Origin of the sequence: Streptomyces sp. NBC_01471, assembly GCF_041438865.1 — a bacterium.
In the GTDB taxonomy this organism is placed as follows: Bacteria; Actinomycetota; Actinomycetes; order Streptomycetales; family Streptomycetaceae; genus Streptomyces.
In genome coordinates, this window is the sequence record NZ_CP109450.1 from 192,794 (window position 1) to 213,865 (window position 21,072).

The following is a 21,072-nucleotide window of genomic DNA, read 5'->3' on the forward strand; positions in this document are numbered from 1 at the left end:
CAGTTCTCAGCGGCGCGAGGACTTCTGCTGTGCGCGATGATCGACGCCGTGCTGCAGGATGTCGCAGGTGTACTGGAATTCGTGCATCAGCCGGGCTGCTTCCGCCAGGAGAATGCCGTAGGGGTACGACGGGTCGCTGATACGCAGCGAGCCGGCCTGCGCATCCTTGGCAAGCTGTTGATAGACCTCCTGGGCCTCGCTCGCGGCCTTGCACAGTTGCTTGGCCTGGTCCGTGAGGCGGTCTTCGTCGATTTCGATGAAGAGGCCGGTGATGTGGGCGAGGGAGGCCAGCAGGTCACCGTAGGCGTGGTAGAAGCGGCGTTGTTCCTGACCGGTGCGCTCGTCCTCATCCTGCTCCTGGTCGAGGCTGCGGGTCATCGACGCGACCTGGTAGGACACGCGCTCCAGTGCGTCGACCACTGCCTGGTAGCCGTCGAAGGTGACGTGGTGGCCGTGTTTGCGGCGGAACAGCTGGCGGGGGTTGTAGTAGATGCTCTCCCGCGCGGTGTTCACCGACGACTGGGCCTGAGCGACGATGGAGCCCAGGGATGCGGCGCGCCGGCGCCAGTGCGCGGTGCGTTCCTTCTCCAGTCCCTCCTCTTCCTTCAGGGCGGGGTAGATGTCGCTGATCAGGTCGCACAGCGACTGGGCAAGGGTGTGGATCCCGTATTCGGCGCTGCGGTAGCGCAGCGGCGGCAGTACAAGCAGGTTGACGAGGACGCCCACGCCGCATCCGATGAAGACGAGCAGGATGATCTGGCCGAGCTGCGTGAGTGCCTGTCCCGAACTGGACGCGGATACGTAAGTAGAGAAGGCAAAGAGGGCCGCTGTGGCTACCTGGGGGCCCTGGGAACCCAGTGGCCGCCACCGGCCGATACTCAGCGCGACCAGGGCCACCAGAGCGAACGTCAGCAGATCGGGGCCGGCCAGCAGGCCGAGCGCGGCCTGCAGCGCCACACCTGCTGACACGGCTCCGACGTAGCGCAGCGCCTGCGTCACCGACTGGTACACCGTGACCTGCATGATCAGGATCGCGGAGAACGGGGCGAAGGCCGGGGACACCGCGTGCATCACGTCGTAGGCGATCAGCCAGGAGATGGTGGCGGCGAGGGTGCTCTTCCCGATCAGTTCCAGGGTGTGCCGCTCGTGACCGTCCGAACCCGCTGCCCGCCGCAGCCACTGCCTCACCCGGGCGGACCGGCCCTGCGCCGCTGCCCGGGCCCTTGGGGGCGATGCCGCTGACTGTGCCATTCCCATCTCCTGACCAACGCCGTGTCCACTCGGTTCCCGGTCCCCGGCTACCCCGCTCCCCCGTCCGCACCCATATGTGAGCAACCCGCACGACGACCTCACCCAGTTGAACAGGCATGGAGGCCAGCACCCCGCTTTCAGCGGCCGTCGCTGCCGGCCTGTCGTGTGTGCGCCGAGACGGGGAGGTCGGTGAGTGCGGTGATCTGACCGGAGAGCTGTCGCAGGTCGGCGACGTTGTCCCGGGCCCCGGCGGTAACGGTGCGGCCCGGCGGCCCTGGGTGGCCTGCACGCGTTGTTCGCCGGTGCTGCCGGGGCCCCGGGGCGCACGCGCGGGTACCGGGGCTGCCACCAGCTCAGCCCGTGCGACCGTCCGGTCCGTCTCCCCGGCGCTGCGGGGCGAGCCGGCACGTGTCGAACGCCGATTGGCCAGGGACCGCCCACCAGGCGCCCTTGCCGCAGTCCTCACCGGCGGTCGGGAGACGCCGCTGCCGAACCGCAGCGAGCTGGTCATACACGTGCCGCCACGCTTCGACGGCCCGCGCCTTCGACCCGTCGGCTGACGCCTCCACCTCATCCCCCTCCACCCAGCCCGCCAGCAAGCTCACTCGCCACCTTGACGAAACCCATAGGGCCCCCGCTGGTCAGCTCCGCCGCGGAGCCCTCCGCACCTCTGCCAGCAGGTTGTCCACGTCGGCGAAGTCCAGCGGGACGATGGGCAGTTTCGCGAGCTGACTGAGCCTCATGTTCGCGATCATCCGGTAGCGGTGGCTGCCCTCCTTCGGGTACGCGTCGCGCATGGTTTCCCGTACGCGCTCAAGAAGACGGTCGACAGCGGGTCCGCCGACCGGGTGCGCGCGCCACTCGCCGATGGTCGAGTCGGCGTCCAAGAGGGCGGCGTACGGGTCTCCCTCGACCGTGACCGTCGCGCTGAGGCGGATGTCGCGGCTGGAGGCACCTACGTCGATACGGTATTCGAGTCCTTCGACGAGCCAGGCGTCGAGGCCGATGTCGAAGTACGCGAGATCCGTGCGGGCTACGCGAAGAGTGACATCGCGGGTGTCCCCCGGGGCGAGAAAAACTGTGGCGAACGCCTTCAACTCCCTTACAGGACGGCGCACTTGTGAGCTCAGTGCACCCACGTACACCTGCACCACCTCGTGCCCGGCGCGCGGACCGGTGTTCGTGACCGTCACGGTGACGTCGAGCCCGGTGGCGTCCTGGGCCACCCGCAGACCGGTCTGCTCGAAGGTCGTGTACGACAGGCCGTGCCCGAAGGGGTACGAGACCTCCATCTCGCGGGCGTCGTAGTGGCGGTAACCGACGAACAGTCCCTCGCTGTACCGCGCATGGCTCCTCTCGCCCGGCCAGTCGAGGTGGGCAGGGGTGTCGGCGAGGCGCAGCGGGACGGTTTCGGTGAGGCGGCCGGACGGGTTGGCGTGGCCGAAGAGCAGGTCCGCGGTGGCGGAGCCGCCGGCCTGGCCGGCCAGCCAGCCTTCCAGGACGGCCGGTACGTCGTCGATCCAGCCGGAGAGGCGGACGACGCTGCCGTTGGCGAGAACCACGACCGTGTTCGGGTTGGCTGCCGTTACTGCGGCGAGCAACTCTGTTTGTTCGACCGGGAGTTCGATGTGGTCGCGGTCGTATCCCTCCGACTCGAAGCTCGGCGGGAGGCCGAGGAAGAGGATGGCCACGTCGGCTTCGCGGGCGGCGCGTACGGCTTCCTCGTGCAGACCGGTCACGTCGCCGTCCGGGTTGTCGACGGGGAAGCCGGGCGCGAAGCCGATACGCGCGCCGGGCGCGGCGGCGGTGATCGCGCTGAGCGCATCGTCCAGCCGGGTCGGGGTGACACGCGAGCTGCCCGCACCCTGGTAGCGGGGCGTACGGGCGAACTCGCCGAGTACCGCGATGCGTGTGTCGGTGGCCGGGTCGAGGGGGAGCAGCCCGCCCTCGTTCTTCAGGAGTACGGCACCGCGGGCGGCGGCCTCGCGGGCGAGGGCGTGGTGGGCCTCCTGGTCGTAGGAGGCGTCCGGGTCGGCGTGCAGTACCGCCCTGCGGGCGAGTGCGACGACGCGTGCGGCGCTGACGTCGAGGGCCTTCTCGTCGATTTCGCCGGAGGCCACCGCCGAGACCAGCCGGGCGGGACCGAATCCCGAGGACGAGGGCATTTCGAGGTCGAGTCCGGCGGCGAGGGAACGGGCCCGGTCGACGACGGCGCCCCAGTCCGAGACGACGACGCCTTCGTAGCCCCATTCGCCGCGCAGCAGTTCGGTGAGGAGCCAGTGGTTCTCCGAGGAGTGCACGCCGTTGAGGCGGTTGTAGGCGCACATGACGGTCCAGGGCTTGGCCTCGGTGACCACGCGGCGGAAGGCGGGGAGGTAGATCTCGCGCAGGGTGCGGGTGTCGATGTCGGAGCTGACCGTCATGCGGTCGCTCTCCTGATTGTTGGCGGCGAAGTGCTTGAGGGAGGTGCCGACGCCCTGCGACTGGACGCCGTTCACCCAGGCGGTGCCGAGGACGCCGCTGAGCAGCGGGTCCTCGGAGAAGTACTCGAAGTTGCGCCCGCACAGGGGGCTGCGCTTGATGTTGACGCCGGGGCCGAGGAGTACGTGCACGCCGTGGGCGAGCGACTCGCGGCCCAGCGCCCGGCCGACGCGTTCGGCGAGAGCGGTGTCCCAACTGCTCGCCAGGGTGACGGCGGGCGGGAAACAGGTGGCCGGGGCGCTGTCGATGATGCCGAGTTGGTCGACCCGGTCGTCCTTCTGCCGGCGCAGTCCGTGCGGTCCGTCGGCGAGGCGGAACTCCGGGACGTCCGCGTGCGGGAAGCTCTCGGTGATCCACCAGCTCGCCCCGGTCGTCAGGGTGGCCTTCTCTTCGAGGCTCAGCCGGGCCACCGCTTCTTCGGGGGTGGTGGCTGCCGTGGGGTCGGTCACTGTGTGCTCCTTGCGTGTCCTGATTGCGTGTTCTGATTGCGTGTTCTGAAGGGAAGTCGGGAGTTCCCAAGGGAAGCCGGGGCTGTCAGCGCACGCTGCGGACCCGCAGGACCGCGATCGCGCCGAGCACCCCGAAGATCGCCGCTGCGGGGAACAGAGCCTGGTATCCAAGCCCGAGGACGACGGCCGCGGCGACGGCCGGTGCGAGCGCCTGCGGCAGGGCGGCGGCGATGTTGATGACGCCGAGGTCGCGGGCGAACGACTCGTGGGAAGGCAGTACTTGGGAGATGAGGGCGGTGTCCACGCCCTGGAAACAGCCGAAGCCGGCCCCCACCAGGAACGCCATCACGAGCATCCCGGTCAGGGTGGGCGCGGCCGGCGGGACGAGCATGGCGCAGCCGATGAGGGAGGCCGAGGCGACGACGAAGGGTTTGCGTCTGCCGAGCCGGTCCGAGAGCGGGCCGCAGATCAGTGTGGCCGGGAGTATTCCGGCGACTCCCGCGACGGCGAGGGCGGGCACCTTGCCGATCGCCCCGTCCCCGAGGCCGATGTAGTCCTGGAGGATGTAGAGCTTGTACCCGATGACCAGGAAGTACGACTGGAAGGTGCAGAGCCGGCCGACGAAGACCCAGAAGAAGTCGGGGTGTTTACGCGGATTGGGCAACAGGCCCCGCAAAAACTCGCGTGCGCGGAACGGCTCTTGCGGCAAGCCCCGGCTGGACCGGTCCGGGTTGAGGGTGACGAACACCGCCGTCGCGACGGCCGAGAAGGCTGCCAGCAGTACGTACGCCAGAGTGATGCGGGCCTCCAGTACGGAACCCAGGATCTGCCCGAACAGTGATCCGCACATCGAACTGAGCCCGAGCACCGCCGAGTACTGGCCACGCCTGGCGACCGGCACCCGGTCGGGCATCACTGCGGACAGCGGGGCCATCGCGAAGTTGTAACCGAGCTGCACGAAGCACCAGGCGGCCAGGATCGCAGGCACGGAACTCATGAACGCCATGGCGACCAGCGCGGTGCCGCCGGTCAGTGCACCGGCCGCGATCCAGGGTGCGCGGCGGCCGAACCGCGTCCGGGTCCGGTCGGACACCGCACCGGCGACGGGCTGCGCCACCATGGCGACGATCGCGCCGACGGTGGTGACCAGCGCCAGGGAGCCGACCTTGGCACCCTCGCCGACGGTGCGCTGGATCTGGAGGGCCAGCAGAATGCCGGGCACGGCGCCCCAGACCAGGGCGATGCTCAGAGTGGCGGGTCCCGCGCAGACCATCATGCGCCGCAGCGGCCGACCGCTCACGGTCGGGCCGGCGCCCGGAGCGACGGGCGGGGCCGCGGATCTCTCAACGGGTCCTTGCACGGGCGGGACCTTCTCTCGTCCGGACACAACGGTGTGCACCGGCTGCGGATCGTGCGGGATCGTGCGGATGTTTGAAAACAGTACGTCGTACTGTTTTTGAGGGCAAGGGTCGACCGGCCCCGAATTCGCTGCGGCACATAGGCTGGCCCCGTGAAAGCGCAGAGCTCGTACGCCAAGGGCGTCGCCAAGAGAGAGGAGATCCTCCGGGTCACCCTGGAGATCTTCGGCCGGGAGGGCGAGCGGAACACCACGCTGCGTGCAGTCGCCAAGGAGAGCGACATCAGCCTCACGGGCCTGATGCACTACTTCGACTCCAAGGATCATCTCCTCACCGAGGTGCTGCGGGCGAGCGACCGTGCGGCCGAAACCCGGTACCGGGCCCCGGAGGCTGTGCGCGACCCCGGTGAATTCCTGGCCCTGGCACTTACGGCGAACGCCACTGACGCGGCCCGCGCCCGGCTGTACATCACCCTGGTCGCCGCGTCGACGGACCCCGCCCACCCCGCGCACGCCTATTTCCGGGAGCGGTTCGCCCTGCTGCGCGCCACCATCGCCGAGCATCTCGCGTCCGAGGAGGCCGCCGGCCGGATCTCCCCCGGGCTCGACCCGGGCTTCACGGCCTCGGCGATCGTCGCAGCATCGGACGGCATCATGGTCCAGTGGCTGAGCGATCCCGCGATCGACATGGCCGAGCACGTACGCCGGGTGTGGTGCGCCCTCACCGCCCCGAAGGCCGCCGGCTGACGGTCCGGAACCCGCAGTTCCCGCTGCTGGACCCGGGGGTGTTGGCCGAGCGGGCCGCCACCCGGTAGCGGTGGCAGTAGGAGTGGTGGCACAGGTACGAGCCGCCGCGCATCACCCGCCGGTCGCCACCCTCCGGGCCTTCGGGATCAACGGCGGGCGAATGTGCGTAGTAGTCCGGCGCGAACCGGTCGGCGCACCACTCCCACACGTTCCCGGCCACCTCGTACAGGCCGAAGCCGTTGGGCGGGTAGCTGCGGACGGGCGCGGTCGCGAGATGTCCGTCGGCGCCCGTGTTCTCGTACGGGAAGCGGCCCTGCCAGATGTTGCACCGCCACTCGCCGCTCGGAAGCAATTCGTCGCCCCAGGCAAAGCGCCGCCCATCGAGGCCGCCCCGGGCCGCGTACTCCCACTCCGCCTCGGTCGGCAGCCTGCGGTCCGCCCACGTGCAGTAGGCGACGGCATCGTCCCAGGACACATGCACGACGGGGTGGTCGTGTTCGGCGGTGGAAAGGCGGCCGTGCGGGTGCCGCCAGTCCGCACCCCGCACCTCCAGCCACCACGGGACGGCCGGGTCGGACCGTACGACATCGGCCCGATCGGCGGCGACCGCCAGGTGGAAGACGGCCGAGCTTCCCTCCCGCTCGGCCACGGTGACATACCCGCTCTCCTCGGCAAAGGCCCCGAACATCGCCACGGTGACGGTCGTGGCGTCGATACCGAACGGCGCGACACGCACCGTGTGCACAGGACGTTCACCGTCCCCCGGATACCCCTCATCGAAGGCGTCACCCATCCGGAACTGCCCTCCCTCCAGGGCGACTTGCTCATGCACGGGAGGTTCCGCAGCCGGCGTGGGGAGGGGCCCCGGAGCACCGGACCGGGGAACGGATGCGCAGCATTCCATTGACGTCTCCATGCCCCGAGTATATGAATACGCACATAGGTGAGAACACACATAGGGAGTCGTCTCGGTGAAGTTTGAGTACGTGCTGCTGGGCCTGCTGGCTCGCCGCCCCTACAGCGGTTACGACCTGCGCAAGTGGCTGGAGACCGAGGGTCAGTTCGTGTGGGCGAAGGCGCATCACAGCCAGATCTACCGAAAACTCGCCCAGCTGGAGGCGGAGGGCTGGGTGCGGCACGAGATCGACGCACGCGAGGGCCGCCCGGACGCGAAGGTCTACCGGCTGACCGAGAGCGGGCACGACGCGCTGATGGACTGGGTGCGTGGGCCGTACGAGCCCTCGACCCGCCTCCAGGACATCGATTTCACCGCCCGCTTCAGCGTGTCCGCCCCACTGGACAAGGACACCGCGATCAGCCTGCTCCGCACCGAACTCGACTACCGCCGCGCGCAGATCGCCAAGAACCGCCACCGCGACCGGACCCTGCACTACGAGGACCCGTTGCCCGGCCTCGATCAGGAGCTGGACCGGGAGGTCCAGGAGTCGCTGCACCTGCTGGGCGCGAGGGCGATGGACACCTGGGTCGACTGGCTGGAGCAGACCCTGCACCGGCTGACCGGAAACCGTAACGACGACCGCACGACCAGCGAGGAGCCCGCCCGATGAAGGCCATCATGGTCATGTTCGACAGCCTCAACCGTCATATGCTGCCGCCGTACGGGGGCGACTGGACGCACGCCCCGAACTTCGCCCGCCTCTCCGAGGGTGCCGTCACCTTCGACAACGCATACGCCGGTTCGATGCCGTGCATGCCGGCCCGCCGCGAGATCCACACCGGGCGGCACAACTTCCTGCACCGCAGCTGGGGCCCGCTGGAGCCGTTCGACGACTCGATGCCGGAACTGCTCAAGCGGAACGGCGTCTACACCCACCTGGTCAGCGATCACCCGCACTACTGGGAGGACGGCGGCGCGACCTACCACGGCCGCTACCACACCTGGGAGTTCTTCCGCGGGCAGGAGGGCGACCCGTGGAAGGGGCAGGTGGCGGACCCGCCGATGCCCGAGAACCTCAAGCAGGTGCGGTTCGGACCCGGCTACCGGCAGGACTGGGTCAACCGGCAGCACACAGCCACCGAGGACCGGCACCCGCAGACCCTCACCTTCGACGCCGGCCTCGAATTCGTCGCGGCGAACAAGGACGCCGACCGGTGGTTCGTCCAGATCGAGACCTTCGACCCGCACGAACCCTTCTTCAGCCCGCAGCGCTACAAGGACCTCTATCCGCACGACTACGAAGGCCCGCACTTCGACTGGCCCGACTACAAGCGCGTGGTGGAGACCGACGAACAGGTCCACCACGGGCGGATGGAGTACGGGGCGCTGCTCTCCATGTGCGACCACTCGCTGGGACGCGTCCTGGACACCATGGACGAACTGGAGCTGTGGGACGACACCCTGCTGATCGTCAACACCGACCATGGGCTGCTGCTCGGCGAGAAGGGCTGGTGGGGCAAGAGCGTCCAGCCCTGGTTCAACGAACTGGTCCACCTCCCCCTGTTCGCCTGGGACCCGCGCACGGCTGCCGCAGGCGCGCGCCGGGAGGCGCTCGTGCAGACCATCGACCTCGCCCCCACCCTCCTCGAATTCTTCGGCGTCGAGCGCCCGCGCGACATGCAGGGCGCACCGCTGCCGATGGCCGCCGACGCACCCGTGCGTGAGGCCGGCCTCTTCGGCATCCACGGCGGACACGTCAACGTCACCGACGGGCGCCACGTGTACATGCGCGCGCCCGCCTCGCCGGACAACTCCCCTTTGTACGAGCACACATTGATGCCGACGCACATGAGGGGGCGGTTCTCACCCGCCGAACTCGTCGGCCTGGAACTGGCCGAACCGTTCGACTTCACCAAGAACGTCCGCACGGTGCGCGTGCCGGCCCGTACCCTGATCAACCCGTACCACCACGGCACCCTCCTCTTCGACCTGGAGAGCGACCCCGAACAGAGCACCCCGCTCCTCGACGACGCGGTCGAACTGCGCATGGCGACCCTGATGGCCGAGCTGATGCGGGCCAACGACGCACCGCCCAGCCAGTACGCACGCCTGGGGCTGCCCGAGCACGGACCAGTCACGGACGCGCACCTGTTGGTACGGGCCCAGCGCGCCCAGGCCGAGCGGGCGACACAACCGCTGCCCCGCATGGCGGACTACCCGGAGAGCCGGCTCTCGCTGCGCACCCCTTTCCAGGCGCTCATCGCCGACCCGTTCGCCGTCGAGGTGCTGCGCACCCACCTTCCGGGCGTCGTGGACTCCGAACTGATCCAGACGATCGGGTCGACACCGCTGATCGACCTCGCGGCGACGGCCGGGGCGCTGTTCCCGTCCGACGCGCTGCACCGCGTCGCCGAGGACCTCGCGAAACTCTGACCCCGCGCAGGCGCCCCCTCCCCCGCACGCCCCTCTCGCACGGCCCCTCCCCCGGGCCTACTGCTCGCTGCCTCGCCGCACAGAATCGAGAAGGCACGATGACCGAGCTCAGCAAAGACGCTGCGCCTCCCGGCATGGTTACCGGCCAAACCCCCGCACAGGTCAGGGGCCGCTACCGGCAGCTCTCCCTGCTCGGCGGCACCATGCTCGTCGACAACACCGAGGCCGGTCTGGTCAACAGCCTGTTCCCGCTCATCAGGCAATCGCTCGGCGTCTCGCTCGGCGCCCTGGGCATTCTCACCGCGGCCAGCAAGATCGTGGGCGCATTCACCGGCCCGTTCTGGGTGTGGGCCGCCCAGCGCTGGTCGCGCAAGAGCGTGCTCAGCGTGGCCACCGGCCTGTGGGGCGTCTGGGGAGTGGCCGCCGGCTTCTCCCAGAACTTCACCCAACTCATCATCCTGTACACCATATTGGCGGCCGGTTACGCCGCCGCGAACCCGATCATCACCGAGATCATCGGCGACCTCTTCGGCAGCTCCTCCCGCGGCCGTGCCGTCGGCATCCTCTACGGAACGATCTCACTGGTCAGCGCGGTGATCGGGCCGCTCAGCGGGCAGCTCGCCGACGTGGACGAGGGCTGGCACTGGGGCCTTTGGGGCATCGGCACGTTCAACATCCTGCTCGGTCTCGCCCTGCTGATCTGGTTCCGCGACCCGGGCCGGGGCGCCGCCGAGGAGCAGCTCGCCGACCTCGACCAGGCCACCCGTGAAGCCCACTCGGAACTCACCTGGGCCAAGGCGTTCTCGCTCCTCAAGATCCGCAGCCTGGTGATCCTGATCGTCTCGCGCCTGCTGTCCGGGCACCTGCTGGTGGTCACCTTCGGCGTGGTCTTCCTGGTGGACGTGCACGGATTCAGCACCCAGAAGGCCACACTCGTCACCCTGCCTTTCGGCGTCGGCTACTTCCTCGGCACCCTCCTGGGCGGGGTCGCCGCCGACTGGGCCTCCCGGCGCAGTCCGCGTTTCGGACCGGTCGCGGTCCTCCAGACGGCACAGTTCGCCTTCGCCGTCTTCGCCTTCTTCGGCAGCCAGTTCCACTACGACAGCATCCTCGTGTACGGCGTCTTCTTCGCACTGCTCGGCGCGGCACAGGGCATCAACCCGAGCGTCAACCGGCCGATGGTCATGGCCATCACCCCACCCGAACTCCGGGCCGGTGCCTTCGCGTTGTACGTGTCCGTCGCCGAGGCGCTCGCCTGGGCCGGCTACAGCCTGGGCGCGGGATTCCTCGCCGACACCGTCGGGCTCCAAGTGGTCTTCCTGTGGATCCTGGTCATCCTCATGGTGATCAACGGCCTCTTCCTCACCCTGCTCTATCGCCCGTACGCCGCCGACACCGCCCGCGTACAGCGGGAACTGGACGCCCGGCGCAGGGCCGCCCTGACCGAACCCCGCTGATCCCGACCCGACACCCTGAAACGAGAACAGCTCATGACATCCACACGACGACTCCCCGACGGCTTCCTCTGGGGCGCTTCCACCTCCGCGCACCAGATCGAAGGCAACAACACCAACAGCGACTGGTGGCTCTTCGAGCACACGGGCAACCCCTACATCAAGGAGCCCAGCGGCGACGCCTGCGACAGCTACCACCGCTGGCCCGAAGACATGGACCTGCTGGCTCACCTCGGTTTCACCGACTACCGGTTCAGCATCGAGTGGGCGCGCATCGAACCCGCCCCCGGTGAGTTCTCCCAGGCCGCGATCGCCCACTACCGGCGCATGGTCGAAGGTGCGCACGCACGTGGCCTGCGGCCTCTGGTGACGCTGCACCACTTCACCGCCCCCAGGTGGTTCACCGAGGGTGGCGGATGGGAAGCCGCCGGGTCGGACGAACTGTTCGCCCGTTTCCTCACGGCCGCCGCGCCCGTCTACGCCACCGGCGTGACCCACGTGTGCACCATCAACGAGCCCAACATGCTCGCCTCCATGGCCACCCTCTACAAGGCCCATTTCTCCGGGGACCAACTGCCGACGTTCGGGCTGACAACGCCGGACGGCGCCACCGCCGAGGCCCTCGTACGCGCCCACGGCCGTGCCGTCGAGACGGTCAAGTCCCTTGCTCCGCACGTACTGTGCGGATGGTCCGTCGCGAACCAGGTGTACCAGCCGCTGCCCGGGGCGCAGGACGTCGCAGCGGCCTTCCGCCACCCCCGTGAGGACGTCTTTCTCGAAGCGGCCCGCGACGACGACTGGCTCGGCGTGCAGTCGTACACCCGCACTCGCATCGGTCCCGACGGCCCTCTGCCCGTACCGCCGGAGGCGGAACACACCCTCATGGGCTGGGAGTTCTACCCCGGGGCCCTGGGGGAAGCGCTGCGTCACAGTGCCGCCGTCGCCCCCGGCGTCCCCCTGATCGTCACCGAGAACGGCATCGCCACCGCCGACGACACCCGGCGTATCCACTACACCGCCGGCGCCCTCGACTCCCTCGCCGACGCCATGGACGACGGCATCGACGTCCGCGGCTACTTCCACTGGAGCGCGCTCGACAACTACGAGTGGGGGCGCTACGCACCCACCTTCGGACTGATCGCCGTCGACCGCGAGACCTTCGTCCGTACCCCCAAGCCCTCCGCCGCATGGCTCGGCGCCACCGGACGCACCCGGGCCCTGCCCCTCGCTCCTCGGTCGGAGTAGAGGACCGGGGCCCCGGTACCGGTCGTCGACGGCAGCTCGCGGCTGGGCTCACGGAAGGCGAAAGCCGTCAGCAGGATCGGGGAATCGCGTACGGAGCGAGCGCCGTCGTCGCAGCAGCAGTTCTGGCAAGCGGTACCACCACGACGGGACTCCTCATGGGAGCTGCGCTACCGTGATCCTCCTCCTGGTGGGATCCATGGGAGGAGCGGGTAATTTCGGTAGGAAACGGGGCGATTTCCTCCCCAAACGAGGAAACCACGGCAATCTCAGATATGAATTCCCACTTCCTCCCTCAGGAAGGCGGCCTTCCCAGGAACACAATGGCCTGGAAGGTTGACGCCGCGCGCGCCGTTCTCCTTGTCCACGACATGCAGGCGTACTTCCTCAAGAGCCCCCCTCCCGAGCAACAGCCGCTGGTCGATCTCGTTGAGCATGCTGGTCGCCTTCGCGACACTTGTGCCGCACGCCGAGTTCGCGCCGGCCTTGCGTCAAGAGCAGCGTCAGCGGCCATACTTGATCACGCGGGGGATCTCCCGCAGTGACGCGACAAGAGGGAAGACGGCGTGAACGGCGAACTGGGCAAGGTTGAGGTAAGGCTCCGGTGGGATCCGAGCCCGCTGGGGGAGGCACCACACGATCTGGACATCATCGGCGCGGTCTACTCCGCCGACGACCCGTGGGGGCGGCCGGTGTACGTCGTCCACACCGAGAGCCGCTCCCCGGACGGCACCATCACCATGGGCCGGCACAGCGAGTCCGGCCAGGGCCTCGGCTTCGATGAAGTGATGGTCCTGGAGTTCGACCGGATACCGTCCGACTACGGCCGGGTGGTGGTGGGGGTGGCGATTCACCAGAACGCCGGGCCTCTCACCTTCGGCGAGATCGCGAACCCCGGTGTGGTCGTCGTCGAGCGGTACCGGGAACTCCTCGTGGACGACTTCGCGCAGCTTGCGGGGTCCACTGCCGCAACGGTCGCGGAGTTCACCCGGGACGGCTCGGCGGGCTGGGAGCTGCGCGAGATGCTCCGCGGCTTCGACAGCAATCCGGTGGACTTCATGGCGGAGATGGGCACGGTCGCCGAGTGACGGCGCCTGACGTGAACGGGGTGCGCCACGTTCACCCTTGGTCTCGAAATCCAGGGTCCGTTCCGGGGTACTGATCTCTTCTCAACCTGACGTCCTTGAGTACAAGGAGGGGGCAGTAGAAGGCGAGCAACGCGGCGGGCAAAGTGTCGGAATCCTGGGTCATCGTCGCTGGCTGATCTCCCGTATGCAGGGGGTTGGCAGGGGTGCTCTCAGGTGGTCCGGGTGACCACGGCCGCCGCCATCGCCCTCAGGGCGGCCGCGGCCTCAGGCCGCATCACTGCGTGATCGAGGGCGGCCAGCGCCTGCTCGTGCCGCTGGCTGATCAGCGTCTCGACTGCGGTGTGCGCCCCGGTGTCGGTGAGGACCTGCCGCATCTGCGAGGCTTCCGCGGGAGTCAGGGACCGGTTGCCGAGCCCGTCCCGCAGGACGCGCGCCTGTGCTGGAGTGGCGCGCTGGTACGCGGTGGCGGCCAGCACCGTGTTCTTGCCCTCGCGGAAGTCGTCCAGGACGGACTTTCCGGTGCGCTCGGGGGCCCCGAACACCCCCAGCAGGTCGTCTCGCAGTTGGAACGCCTCGCCCAGCGGCAGGGCGTACGAGGACAGGGCCGCCAGCAAGTGCGGGCCGGCCCCGCCGAGATGCGCCCCGAGCTGCAGTGGCCGCTCGCAGGTGTACTTGGCGGTCTTGTAGCGGATGGCCCGCCGGGCGGCAACGGTATCGGGAGGGGCGGCGGAGACCGGTCCGGCGCTGACGAGGTCGAGGTACTGCCCAACGAGCGTCTCGGTGCGCAGGGCGTTCAGCAGCGGCCAGGCCCGGTTGAGGTGCAGGCCGGTGGGGTCGGGACTGGCGATGTGCAGGAGTTCGTAGGACCAGCCCAGAGCGAGGTCGCCCAGGAGGATGGCGGCGTTGATGCCGAGGGTGGGGGCGTCGTCTCGGCCGGGGTGGCGAGCGGCGAGGCGGCGGTGCGCGGTGGGTTCGCCGCGTCGCGTTTCTGAGGCGTCCATGATGTCGTCGTGGATCAGGGCGAAGAGGTGGAACAACTCCAGCGAGGCTGCCACCCGCCAGACCGCCGGCGGTGGCTCGCGATCGCTCACCGCCTGCCAGCCGACGACACACAGCACCGGGCGGATACGTTTGCCTCCAGCCGCGATCATGTCGCGTAACAGGTCTGCGAACAGGGCGAGTTCGGGAAGATCGCTTGCTTGGTGGATCTGCTCGTCGAGGAACTCGTACAGCAGCGTCTCGACGGCTGCGGGCACGCATGCGGAGTCCGGTGACGAACGCGGCGGGGATGGAATGATCATGCGGCACCTTCCAGGTCAGGGAGGATCCGCCGGCCGCAGGCACAGAGCAGGTGGCTGCGGCGAGCGACTAGTTTGGCACCTGGTTCGTTACGCCCCTGGGTTCATCCACACATGGCGTGCCCCGTGCTGCCAGGGGCACGCCACACAGCACGGGGCACCGACCCCATCGCCGTAACGGAGGAGCCGATTCCATCGTCTACCGTCCGTGGCGCTGATTACAGAGCGCGAACCCCCAGCGCGCGACGCGCGAACACCTGAGGGACTACGCCGTGCACTCCCGCAGGAACCAGAACACCGAAGTCAGCACCCGACTGGTGCCGGGCGGAACGCAGTGAGAGGCCAAGATGGACAGCTCATCGGAACGGAGCCTCCTCCGCCGGAGACAACAGCATGGCCACTGGATCCCCCTCCTGTCCCGCCGCCGCGTGAGTGCCCCGTCGAGTACCCGACCGCGATCCGGGCGGACCACACTGCTCAGCACCATTGCGCGGTTTATCGATCCGCCTCCGCCGTCCGCACGCAGGTGCTCCCGCCCCACCAAGTCATCCGCGCCCGTCGAGACCCGCGCCGACGTGCGAAGAAGCCCGTCGTACCCGGAGCGGAAGCGCTCTTCCGCCCCTATTCGGGACCTGGTGAAGCCGGTGCCCGCTCCAGGCGAAGAGCCGCTCACGTGTGCTCTACTTCTGGCTGTCCCGGGCCTTCTCTCCCGCCGTAAGGCATCCCGGCCCCCGCCTCGGCTTCGTGAGCGGTACACCTGCGTCAGTGGGGGTAGGCAGATCCAATCACCGGACAGCAAAAGCCACTTGGCTGCCATGGCAGCCGTGATATCCGTGACACCCCTGCCGATGTTCAGGTCCGGCATCGCTGCTCGGTACGGGCGACCGGCCCCGGTCCGCTCCGCGAGCGGCGGAACTCGCCGCAGGCATGGGGCCCGGCAGGTCGTGCCGGCGCCCCGACTCAGGGCAGCGGGTGGCGGTCCTGGTGCGGGACGCACTGGACGAGCCCATGAAGGAGCGATCCATGACAACGACGAGAAGCTTGCTGATCACCGTGCTGCCCAGGGCGACGCAGACCGATGTTGCCACCCTCGCCGACAAGCCGGCCGGACGGCTTGCGCCGGCACCGACCTGGGCTACGGCAACGACCACGGCTACTGGGCAGGAGCAAAACTGACATGCGAGTAAACAGCCGACCCCGACGAGCCCTTCCGCTGCTGGCCGCGGCCGCGACCCTGCTCGCCCCCGTGACAGCGTCGGCGAGTGACCCTGCCCCGGCCGTGATCGCCACCACGCTCGGGACGCCGCAGGTTGTCCCTGTCCCCAGCAACCCGGTGAACTGGTACGCGAACGACTCGACCTTCCCCTACCTGCCCAACGCCCAGGGCACGACGAACATCACGTTCTGGGTTGACGGGGCCAACTACCGCAGCACCGGGCAGAGCCTGGACACCATGGGCCCGATCAATCCCACGAAGGCCGTACTGGGCTCGGGCACCAGCGGGTCCTTCGACGGCAACGGAGCATGGCTGTCGTCGGCACAACGGGATCCGAACAATTCGGCGGGTGTCATCTACGGCTTCTACCATGCCGAGGACCACGTATTCGCGGACGGAAGCTACGGCGAGTGGAACTCCACTGGCCTCGCGACGTCCACCGACGACGGCGTCACCTGGACCAAGAAGGGAAAGATCATCGGGATACCCAAGCCCTCCGCCCACACCTCCGGAGGAGTCGAGGCGAACTCCGTGATCTACGACAAGGTGAACAAGCGGTGGCTGGCGATCGGGCACGGGCTGGGGTTCGCATCGACAGATCCCAACGCCGCCCCGGGGACCTGGAAGGGCTGGAACCAGGGCACGTTCAGCACCCCGATGCCGGCCGCCTCGGCCTCGCCGAAACTGCAGGCGCTGCCTGGCCTGTCGACGAACATGGCCACAAACTCCATCACGTGGAACACCTACCTCAACCGGTACGTCATGGTGTGGCAGGCATGGGGGGACACCACCGGCGTGCACATCACGACCAGCGCGGACGGAGTGCACTGGGACCCGTCGAAGGTCCTGTTCGGCACCGACTCGTCAAAGCAGATCAACTACGCACAGATCATCGGCGTCTCAAGCAGCCAGTCCGGTCAGGACGCGATGCTGGTGTACGAACAGTGGCCCCCCACCACGGGGCGCAACCGCGACATGATCGAGCGCCCGATCCATTTCAGCACCACGGGGTCCTAGCCGACCACGGGGTACTGGTCGGCGGTGACGACATCCAACGCCGTCGGCGGCGTTGAGAGTTCCAAGACCGGATCGGCGTGGCTCGCGGGCCCTGTTCCCGAAAGCGGGCAGGTGCGTGAGAAGGCTTGGTGATGCCTGCCGAGGAGGGGCCGATCAGAGTGTCGACCGGACTGCCCGTCCCGCACGCGCTCAGCACGGGCAGTCCGGAGCGCCGGGCCCAGACATCGCGGTGGATACCGAACGAGGACTGTCGTGAAAGTGGATCTTGGCTTGAGATGATCAAGTCGTGGCGCGTGGGGATCTGGCGGACTGGCAGTGGGCTCGGCTGGAGCCGTTGCCGCCGGTGGGGAAGAAGCAGGGGAGGCCGCGGACGTGGGCGCGTCGGCAGCTGATCGACGGGATACGGTGGCGGACCCGGGCCGGCACGCCGTGGCGGGATGTCCCCGAGCGGTACGGTCTGTGGGACCGGATCTACGACCTGTTCCGCAGATGGCAGCGCGATGGTGCCTGGAAGCGGATCCTGGAGCAACTGCAGGTCCAGGCCGATGCGCAGGGCCTTATCACCTGGGATGTGAGCGTCGACTCGACCGTCCGCCGGGCCCATCAGCAGGCCGCCGGCGTGCGGAAAAAGGGATCCCAGCGCGAACCTCCCGGAGGGATCGACACCGAGCAGGGGCAGAAGCCGCTGTCGCTGCTGATCACAGCCGGCCACCGGCACGACAGCCCGCAGTTCCAGCCCGTCCTGGAGCGCATCCGGGTCCCCCGCACAGGACCGGGGCGGCCACGGACCACGCCCGACAGGGTCCGAGCCGACAGAGCCTACGGCTCCCGTGCGAACCGCTCCTAGCTGCGCAGACGCAGGATCGAATGCACCATCCCGGAGAAGGCCGATCAGGTCCGCAACCGCAAGAAGCTCGGCTTCCGAGGCAGCCGACCACGACCTTCGACAAGGAGGACTGCACGGAACACCACGCGGTGGAGTGCGGGATCGACCGACTGAAACGCCACCGCGCGGTAGCCACGAGATACGACAAGCTGGCCGTGCGTTACGAGGCAACAGTGCTGGTAGGAGCCATCAACAAGTGGCTGTGACCAGCACTTTCACGACAGACCCTAGTGCGCGGCTCCGGCCGCGCGTACATCGGCGAGCGCCTGCCGTGCCAGCGGGCCGAAGCCCTCGCTGTTGTCAGTGTCGATCCATTGGTCGTAGGCGATCTCCCAGGCGAGCGTGCCCAGTTGCGCGGCCACACGCGCGGTCAGGCTCGGGACTCCACGGCGGTTGAGGGTCTCGATCATCGAGGCGGTGAGCTCGATCCTCTTCAGGGCTTCACGTTCGCGCAGTTCCGTATTGGCGTTCAGAACGGCCTGGCGCCGGCCGCTGAACTCGCGGCGGTCGGCGGTGAAGAACGTCCGGCCGAGTGCATCGAGGGCCTCCGCCAGCGAGCCGAGCGGCCCGGACTCCGGCGGCGCCGAGGCGATCCCTTCGACGAGCAGACCGGCCACCGTGCCCTTGTCGAAGAGCACCTCGCGCTTGTCCGGGAAGTACCGGAAGAACGTGCTCTTGGTGAGCCCCGCGCGTTCCGCGATCTCGATCACGGTCGTGTTCTCGTAGCCGTGCTCCTCGAAGAGGTCGAGGGCGGCGGCGGCGAGTCGTCCTGGTGCGTCGGGTTGCCAGCGAGCCATGGAAACAGTGTACGGGACTTGGTCCCATCAATGGTGTACGGTCGATAAGACCAAGTCCCATCACTGACCAGGAGAGGTCACCGATGAGTAAAGCTGTCCGTTACCGGCAATTCGGCGGTCCCGAAGTACTCGAACTGCAGGACATACCCGAGCCACACGCCGCCCCGGACGAGGTCCGCGTCCGGGTCACGGCCGCCGGGCTGAATCCGATGGACTGGCAGATCACCACCCAGCCCGACATGGCGGCGCGGTTCGGCCTCACGCTGCCGGCCGGATTCGGCAGCGACTTCGCCGGAGTGGTGGACGAGGTGGGCGCCGAAGCCACCGGATTCGCGACCGGCGACCGGGTGTACGGGGCGGCGATCGGCCGGTCCGTCGCGGATTTCGTGCTGGTCAAGACCCCCGCCGCAGACCTGTGGCCCATCCCGGATGGCATCGGCGACGAGGTGGCGGCCACGCTTCCGGTGTCCGGCCTGACGGCCTCCGCCGCGCTCGCCGCGATCGGACTCCACGCCGGAGACACCCTCCTGATCGGTGGAGCGGCGGGTGGTGTGGGCATCTTCGCCGTGCAGCTGGCGAAGCTTGCGGGTGCCCGGGTGATCGGCACCGCATCCGAGGGCACGTTCGGATTCCTGCGCGGCCTAGGCGCCGAACCCGTGGCGTACGGCCCTGGCCTGGCGGACCGGGTGCGGGCCCTGGCGCCCGAGGGGATCACCGCCGCAACCGACCTGTTCGGAAGGGAGGCGGCCGAGACCGCCCTCAAGCTCGGCGTGGCACCCGAGCGGATCTCCGTCGTAGCCGACGGCCCCGCCCCGCCGCCCGGTGTCAGCAAGGCGGGCGCCCTCGACGCGGGTCCGGGCGCCCTGGAACGGATCACCGATGCGATCCATGCCGGCGAGATCACGGTTCCGATCGCGGCGACCTTCCCGGTCGAGCAGATCCGCGAAGCCGTGACGACGCAGGCCGAGAGGCACGTTCACGGCAAAATCGTGATCGCCCTGTGAACCGGCACGAGGTGGACTCGGCGACCAGGATCCACTTTCGCAACAAGCCCTACTGATCTTCTCGTAAGTTCGGTGGGTGTGGTGGCCGTGTGGGTGGGAGATTGTCGGGGTCGCTTATCAACCTCCCCCTCGGTTACCGGCTTCTCTCTTCCTCCTTTGTCGCGGCCTCAGTTGGCGGAGGCGCGTCGTGTTCCGGCAGTCGAGTTGTTCGAGGACGGCGTCTCGAAGGCGGAGATCGCGAGGGCGGTGGGGTGTGTGCCGAGAGTGTGCGTCGTTGGCGGCGGGTGTGGGAGCAAGGCGGTGCTTCGGCCCTCCGGCGACGGGCAGCCACCGGACACCCACCCAAGCTGGACGACACTCAGGTCGAGACAGTCCGGGCCTCGTTGAAGCAAGGTGCCCGAGCTCATGGTTTCAGGGCCGACCTGTAGACCCTGGATAGAGTCGGTGCGGTCGTTACCCGCGCAACGGGGGTGGTGTTGTCGAGGGCGTCGGTGTGGCGGCTGCTGACCGGCCGGCTCGGATGGAGCCTGCAACGGCCCGAGCGGCGGGCGGTCGAGCGGGACGAGTCGGAGATCGCCCGTTGGATCGCGCACGAGTGGCCGCGCATCAAAAAGGGGCCGTGAACAAACGTGCCTGGATCGTCTTCCTCGATGAATCAGGCGTCTCCCTGCTCCTTCAGATCCGCCGCACCCACTCGCCCCGAGGGCGGACACCGCTCCTGCGGCACCGCCTGAACTGGAAGCGCACGTCGATGGCCAGGGCCCTTCGGATACCACTCCACCGACCCCCGCCGCGGGGAGCGGTCCGGGACGACCTGTCCGCCCACTGGAGCCGGGCGATGCGGGCCTGGGTCGCCGAACACGACTGGCTCACCCTGGAACGATTACCCGCCTGCGCTCCCGAGCTGAACCCGGTGGAACTGCTGTGGTCCTCGCTCAAGAAGCGTGAACTCGCCAATCTCATCGGCGACCACCTCGCCGATGTCGCCGACGCCACCGGGCAAGGCATCCACCGCATCAACACCAACCCCCGACCGCCATGGTCATTCCTCGCCCATACCGGCCTGACCATCCACCCACCACACCCACCGAACTTACGAAAAGCTCAGTAGCAGCGCTTTGTTCCCGGTGGTCGCGCTCGACGCGCCGGCGCAGTTTCGCGAGACGCACGAGTCACGGGCCGGAATGTCGGCAGGCAGGTTCGATACGGGCCGGAGCCGGAGCACCAGTTCGCTCCGGGTGCCGTGGAGCGGGCCGTGGAGCGCCGTGTCCGTGGCCCTCGCCTCGTCGGTGGCGGCAGTCGGCCCACTGACCGCGGGCACGGAACACGGTTGCGGGCAGAGAGGGGAGGCCCGAACCGTTCCGCTCCCGAGCACAACGTCGACGGACCTCCGGGCGCACCGGCTGACAGGCTCGACGACGTGCGACAGCTCGGGCGCACCGGCTCCGGACCGG

At 68.7% G+C, this 21,072-nt stretch carries 18 protein-coding genes and 2 pseudogenes; 12 read left to right on the forward strand and 8 right to left on the reverse strand.

Translation table 11 applies throughout. The annotated features are described in order from the left end of the window. Nucleotides 1-6: 6 nt before the first annotated feature. The 4 genes and pseudogenes from OG285_RS00930 to OG285_RS00945 form a co-directional block, all read right to left on the reverse strand. Entirely contained in the window at nucleotides 7-1,251 is a 1,245-nt protein-coding gene (locus OG285_RS00930; RefSeq protein WP_371789820.1) for an aromatic acid exporter family protein, read from the reverse strand. A gap of 164 nt (nucleotides 1,252-1,415) precedes the next feature. After that, a pseudogene (locus tag OG285_RS00935) lies at nucleotides 1,416-1,590 on the reverse strand (type III effector protein); the annotation flags it as partial. Between the two features lie 302 nt (nucleotides 1,591-1,892). Further along, entirely contained in the window at nucleotides 1,893-4,181 is a 2,289-nt protein-coding gene (locus OG285_RS00940) for a glycoside hydrolase family 3 C-terminal domain-containing protein (protein ID WP_371789821.1), read from the reverse strand. Between the two features lie 85 nt (nucleotides 4,182-4,266). Beyond that, nucleotides 4,267-5,481 (reverse strand): MFS transporter, encoded by a 1,215-nt coding sequence (locus OG285_RS00945; protein WP_371789822.1) that lies wholly within the window; start codon nucleotides 5,479-5,481, stop codon nucleotides 4,267-4,269. A 210-nt stretch (nucleotides 5,482-5,691) separates the two neighbouring features. Between OG285_RS00945 and OG285_RS00950 the strand changes: the two genes are divergently transcribed. Continuing rightward, on the forward strand, nucleotides 5,692-6,285 hold the full coding sequence (locus OG285_RS00950) for a TetR/AcrR family transcriptional regulator (RefSeq protein WP_371789823.1): 594 nt from the start codon (nucleotides 5,692-5,694) through the stop codon (nucleotides 6,283-6,285). On the opposite strand, the gene OG285_RS00955 is transcribed toward OG285_RS00950, so the two are convergent. After that, complete coding sequence (locus OG285_RS00955) at nucleotides 6,260-7,201, reverse strand: formylglycine-generating enzyme family protein (protein WP_371789824.1); 942 nt, start codon at nucleotides 7,199-7,201, stop codon at nucleotides 6,260-6,262. The genes OG285_RS00950 and OG285_RS00955 overlap by 26 nt on opposite strands. Nucleotides 7,202-7,256: 55 nt before the next feature. Between OG285_RS00955 and OG285_RS00960 the strand changes: the two genes are divergently transcribed. The 4 genes from OG285_RS00960 to OG285_RS00975 all read left to right on the forward strand — a co-directional run bounded on the left by OG285_RS00960 (nucleotide 7,257) and on the right by OG285_RS00975 (nucleotide 12,315). Continuing rightward, complete coding sequence (locus tag OG285_RS00960) at nucleotides 7,257-7,853, forward strand: PadR family transcriptional regulator (protein ID WP_356835494.1); 597 nt, start codon at nucleotides 7,257-7,259, stop codon at nucleotides 7,851-7,853. Further along, nucleotides 7,850-9,616, forward strand: a complete 1,767-nt coding sequence (locus OG285_RS00965; protein WP_371789825.1) for a sulfatase-like hydrolase/transferase — start codon at nucleotides 7,850-7,852, stop codon at nucleotides 9,614-9,616. Before OG285_RS00960 ends, OG285_RS00965 begins: the two co-directional genes overlap by 4 nt. A gap of 98 nt (nucleotides 9,617-9,714) precedes the next feature. After that, nucleotides 9,715-11,073 carry an MFS transporter gene (locus OG285_RS00970; RefSeq protein WP_371789826.1) on the forward strand — a complete coding sequence of 453 codons (1,359 nt, stop codon included), beginning with the start codon at nucleotides 9,715-9,717 and terminating at the stop codon, nucleotides 11,071-11,073. A gap of 33 nt (nucleotides 11,074-11,106) precedes the next feature. Next, the gene (locus tag OG285_RS00975; RefSeq protein WP_371789827.1) at nucleotides 11,107-12,315 is read left to right on the forward strand and encodes a glycoside hydrolase family 1 protein; all 1,209 of its coding nucleotides are present in this window, start codon (nucleotides 11,107-11,109) and stop codon (nucleotides 12,313-12,315) included. Between the two features lie 266 nt (nucleotides 12,316-12,581). On the opposite strand, the gene OG285_RS00980 is transcribed toward OG285_RS00975, so the two are convergent. Then, entirely contained in the window at nucleotides 12,582-12,749 is a 168-nt protein-coding gene (locus OG285_RS00980; protein ID WP_371789828.1) for a hypothetical protein, read from the reverse strand. 129 nt (nucleotides 12,750-12,878) lie between these two features. On the opposite strand from OG285_RS00980, the gene OG285_RS00985 reads away from it, so the two are divergent. Continuing rightward, nucleotides 12,879-13,400, forward strand: a complete 522-nt coding sequence (locus OG285_RS00985) for a TerD family protein (protein ID WP_356835484.1) — start codon at nucleotides 12,879-12,881, stop codon at nucleotides 13,398-13,400. A gap of 209 nt (nucleotides 13,401-13,609) precedes the next feature. Here the strand turns inward: OG285_RS00985 and OG285_RS00990 are convergent, their stop codons facing one another. Beyond that, complete coding sequence (locus OG285_RS00990; protein ID WP_371789829.1) at nucleotides 13,610-14,701, reverse strand: polyprenyl synthetase family protein; 1,092 nt, start codon at nucleotides 14,699-14,701, stop codon at nucleotides 13,610-13,612. A gap of 1,020 nt (nucleotides 14,702-15,721) precedes the next feature. On the opposite strand from OG285_RS00990, the gene OG285_RS00995 reads away from it, so the two are divergent. The 3 genes and pseudogenes from OG285_RS00995 to OG285_RS01005 all read left to right on the forward strand — a co-directional run bounded on the left by OG285_RS00995 (nucleotide 15,722) and on the right by OG285_RS01005 (nucleotide 18,023). Beyond that, nucleotides 15,722-15,874 carry a hypothetical protein gene (locus OG285_RS00995; RefSeq protein ID WP_371789830.1) on the forward strand — a complete coding sequence of 51 codons (153 nt, stop codon included), beginning with the start codon at nucleotides 15,722-15,724 and terminating at the stop codon, nucleotides 15,872-15,874. A 1-nt stretch (nucleotide 15,875) separates the two neighbouring features. Next, nucleotides 15,876-16,931, forward strand: a complete 1,056-nt coding sequence (locus tag OG285_RS01000) for a hypothetical protein (protein ID WP_371789831.1) — start codon at nucleotides 15,876-15,878, stop codon at nucleotides 16,929-16,931. A 286-nt stretch (nucleotides 16,932-17,217) separates the two neighbouring features. Next, nucleotides 17,218-18,023, forward strand: a pseudogene (locus OG285_RS01005) (IS5 family transposase). Nucleotides 18,024-18,044: 21 nt separating this feature from the next. Here OG285_RS01005 and OG285_RS01010 read toward each other — a convergent pair. Then, on the reverse strand, nucleotides 18,045-18,614 hold the full coding sequence (locus OG285_RS01010) for a TetR/AcrR family transcriptional regulator (RefSeq protein ID WP_371789832.1): 570 nt from the start codon (nucleotides 18,612-18,614) through the stop codon (nucleotides 18,045-18,047). Between the two features lie 83 nt (nucleotides 18,615-18,697). On the opposite strand from OG285_RS01010, the gene OG285_RS01015 reads away from it, so the two are divergent. The 3 genes from OG285_RS01015 (at nucleotide 18,698) to OG285_RS01025 (ending at nucleotide 20,729) form a co-directional block, all read left to right on the forward strand. Continuing rightward, nucleotides 18,698-19,618 (forward strand): NADP-dependent oxidoreductase, encoded by a 921-nt coding sequence (locus tag OG285_RS01015; RefSeq protein WP_356835476.1) that lies wholly within the window; start codon nucleotides 18,698-18,700, stop codon nucleotides 19,616-19,618. A gap of 431 nt (nucleotides 19,619-20,049) precedes the next feature. Next, complete coding sequence (locus tag OG285_RS01020; protein ID WP_371793425.1) at nucleotides 20,050-20,241, forward strand: winged helix-turn-helix domain-containing protein; 192 nt, start codon at nucleotides 20,050-20,052, stop codon at nucleotides 20,239-20,241. Beyond that, nucleotides 20,238-20,729 (forward strand): transposase, encoded by a 492-nt coding sequence (locus tag OG285_RS01025; RefSeq protein ID WP_371789833.1) that lies wholly within the window; start codon nucleotides 20,238-20,240, stop codon nucleotides 20,727-20,729. The genes OG285_RS01020 and OG285_RS01025 overlap by 4 nt, the downstream gene beginning before the upstream one ends. The last annotated feature ends 343 nt before the right edge of the window (nucleotides 20,730-21,072 follow it).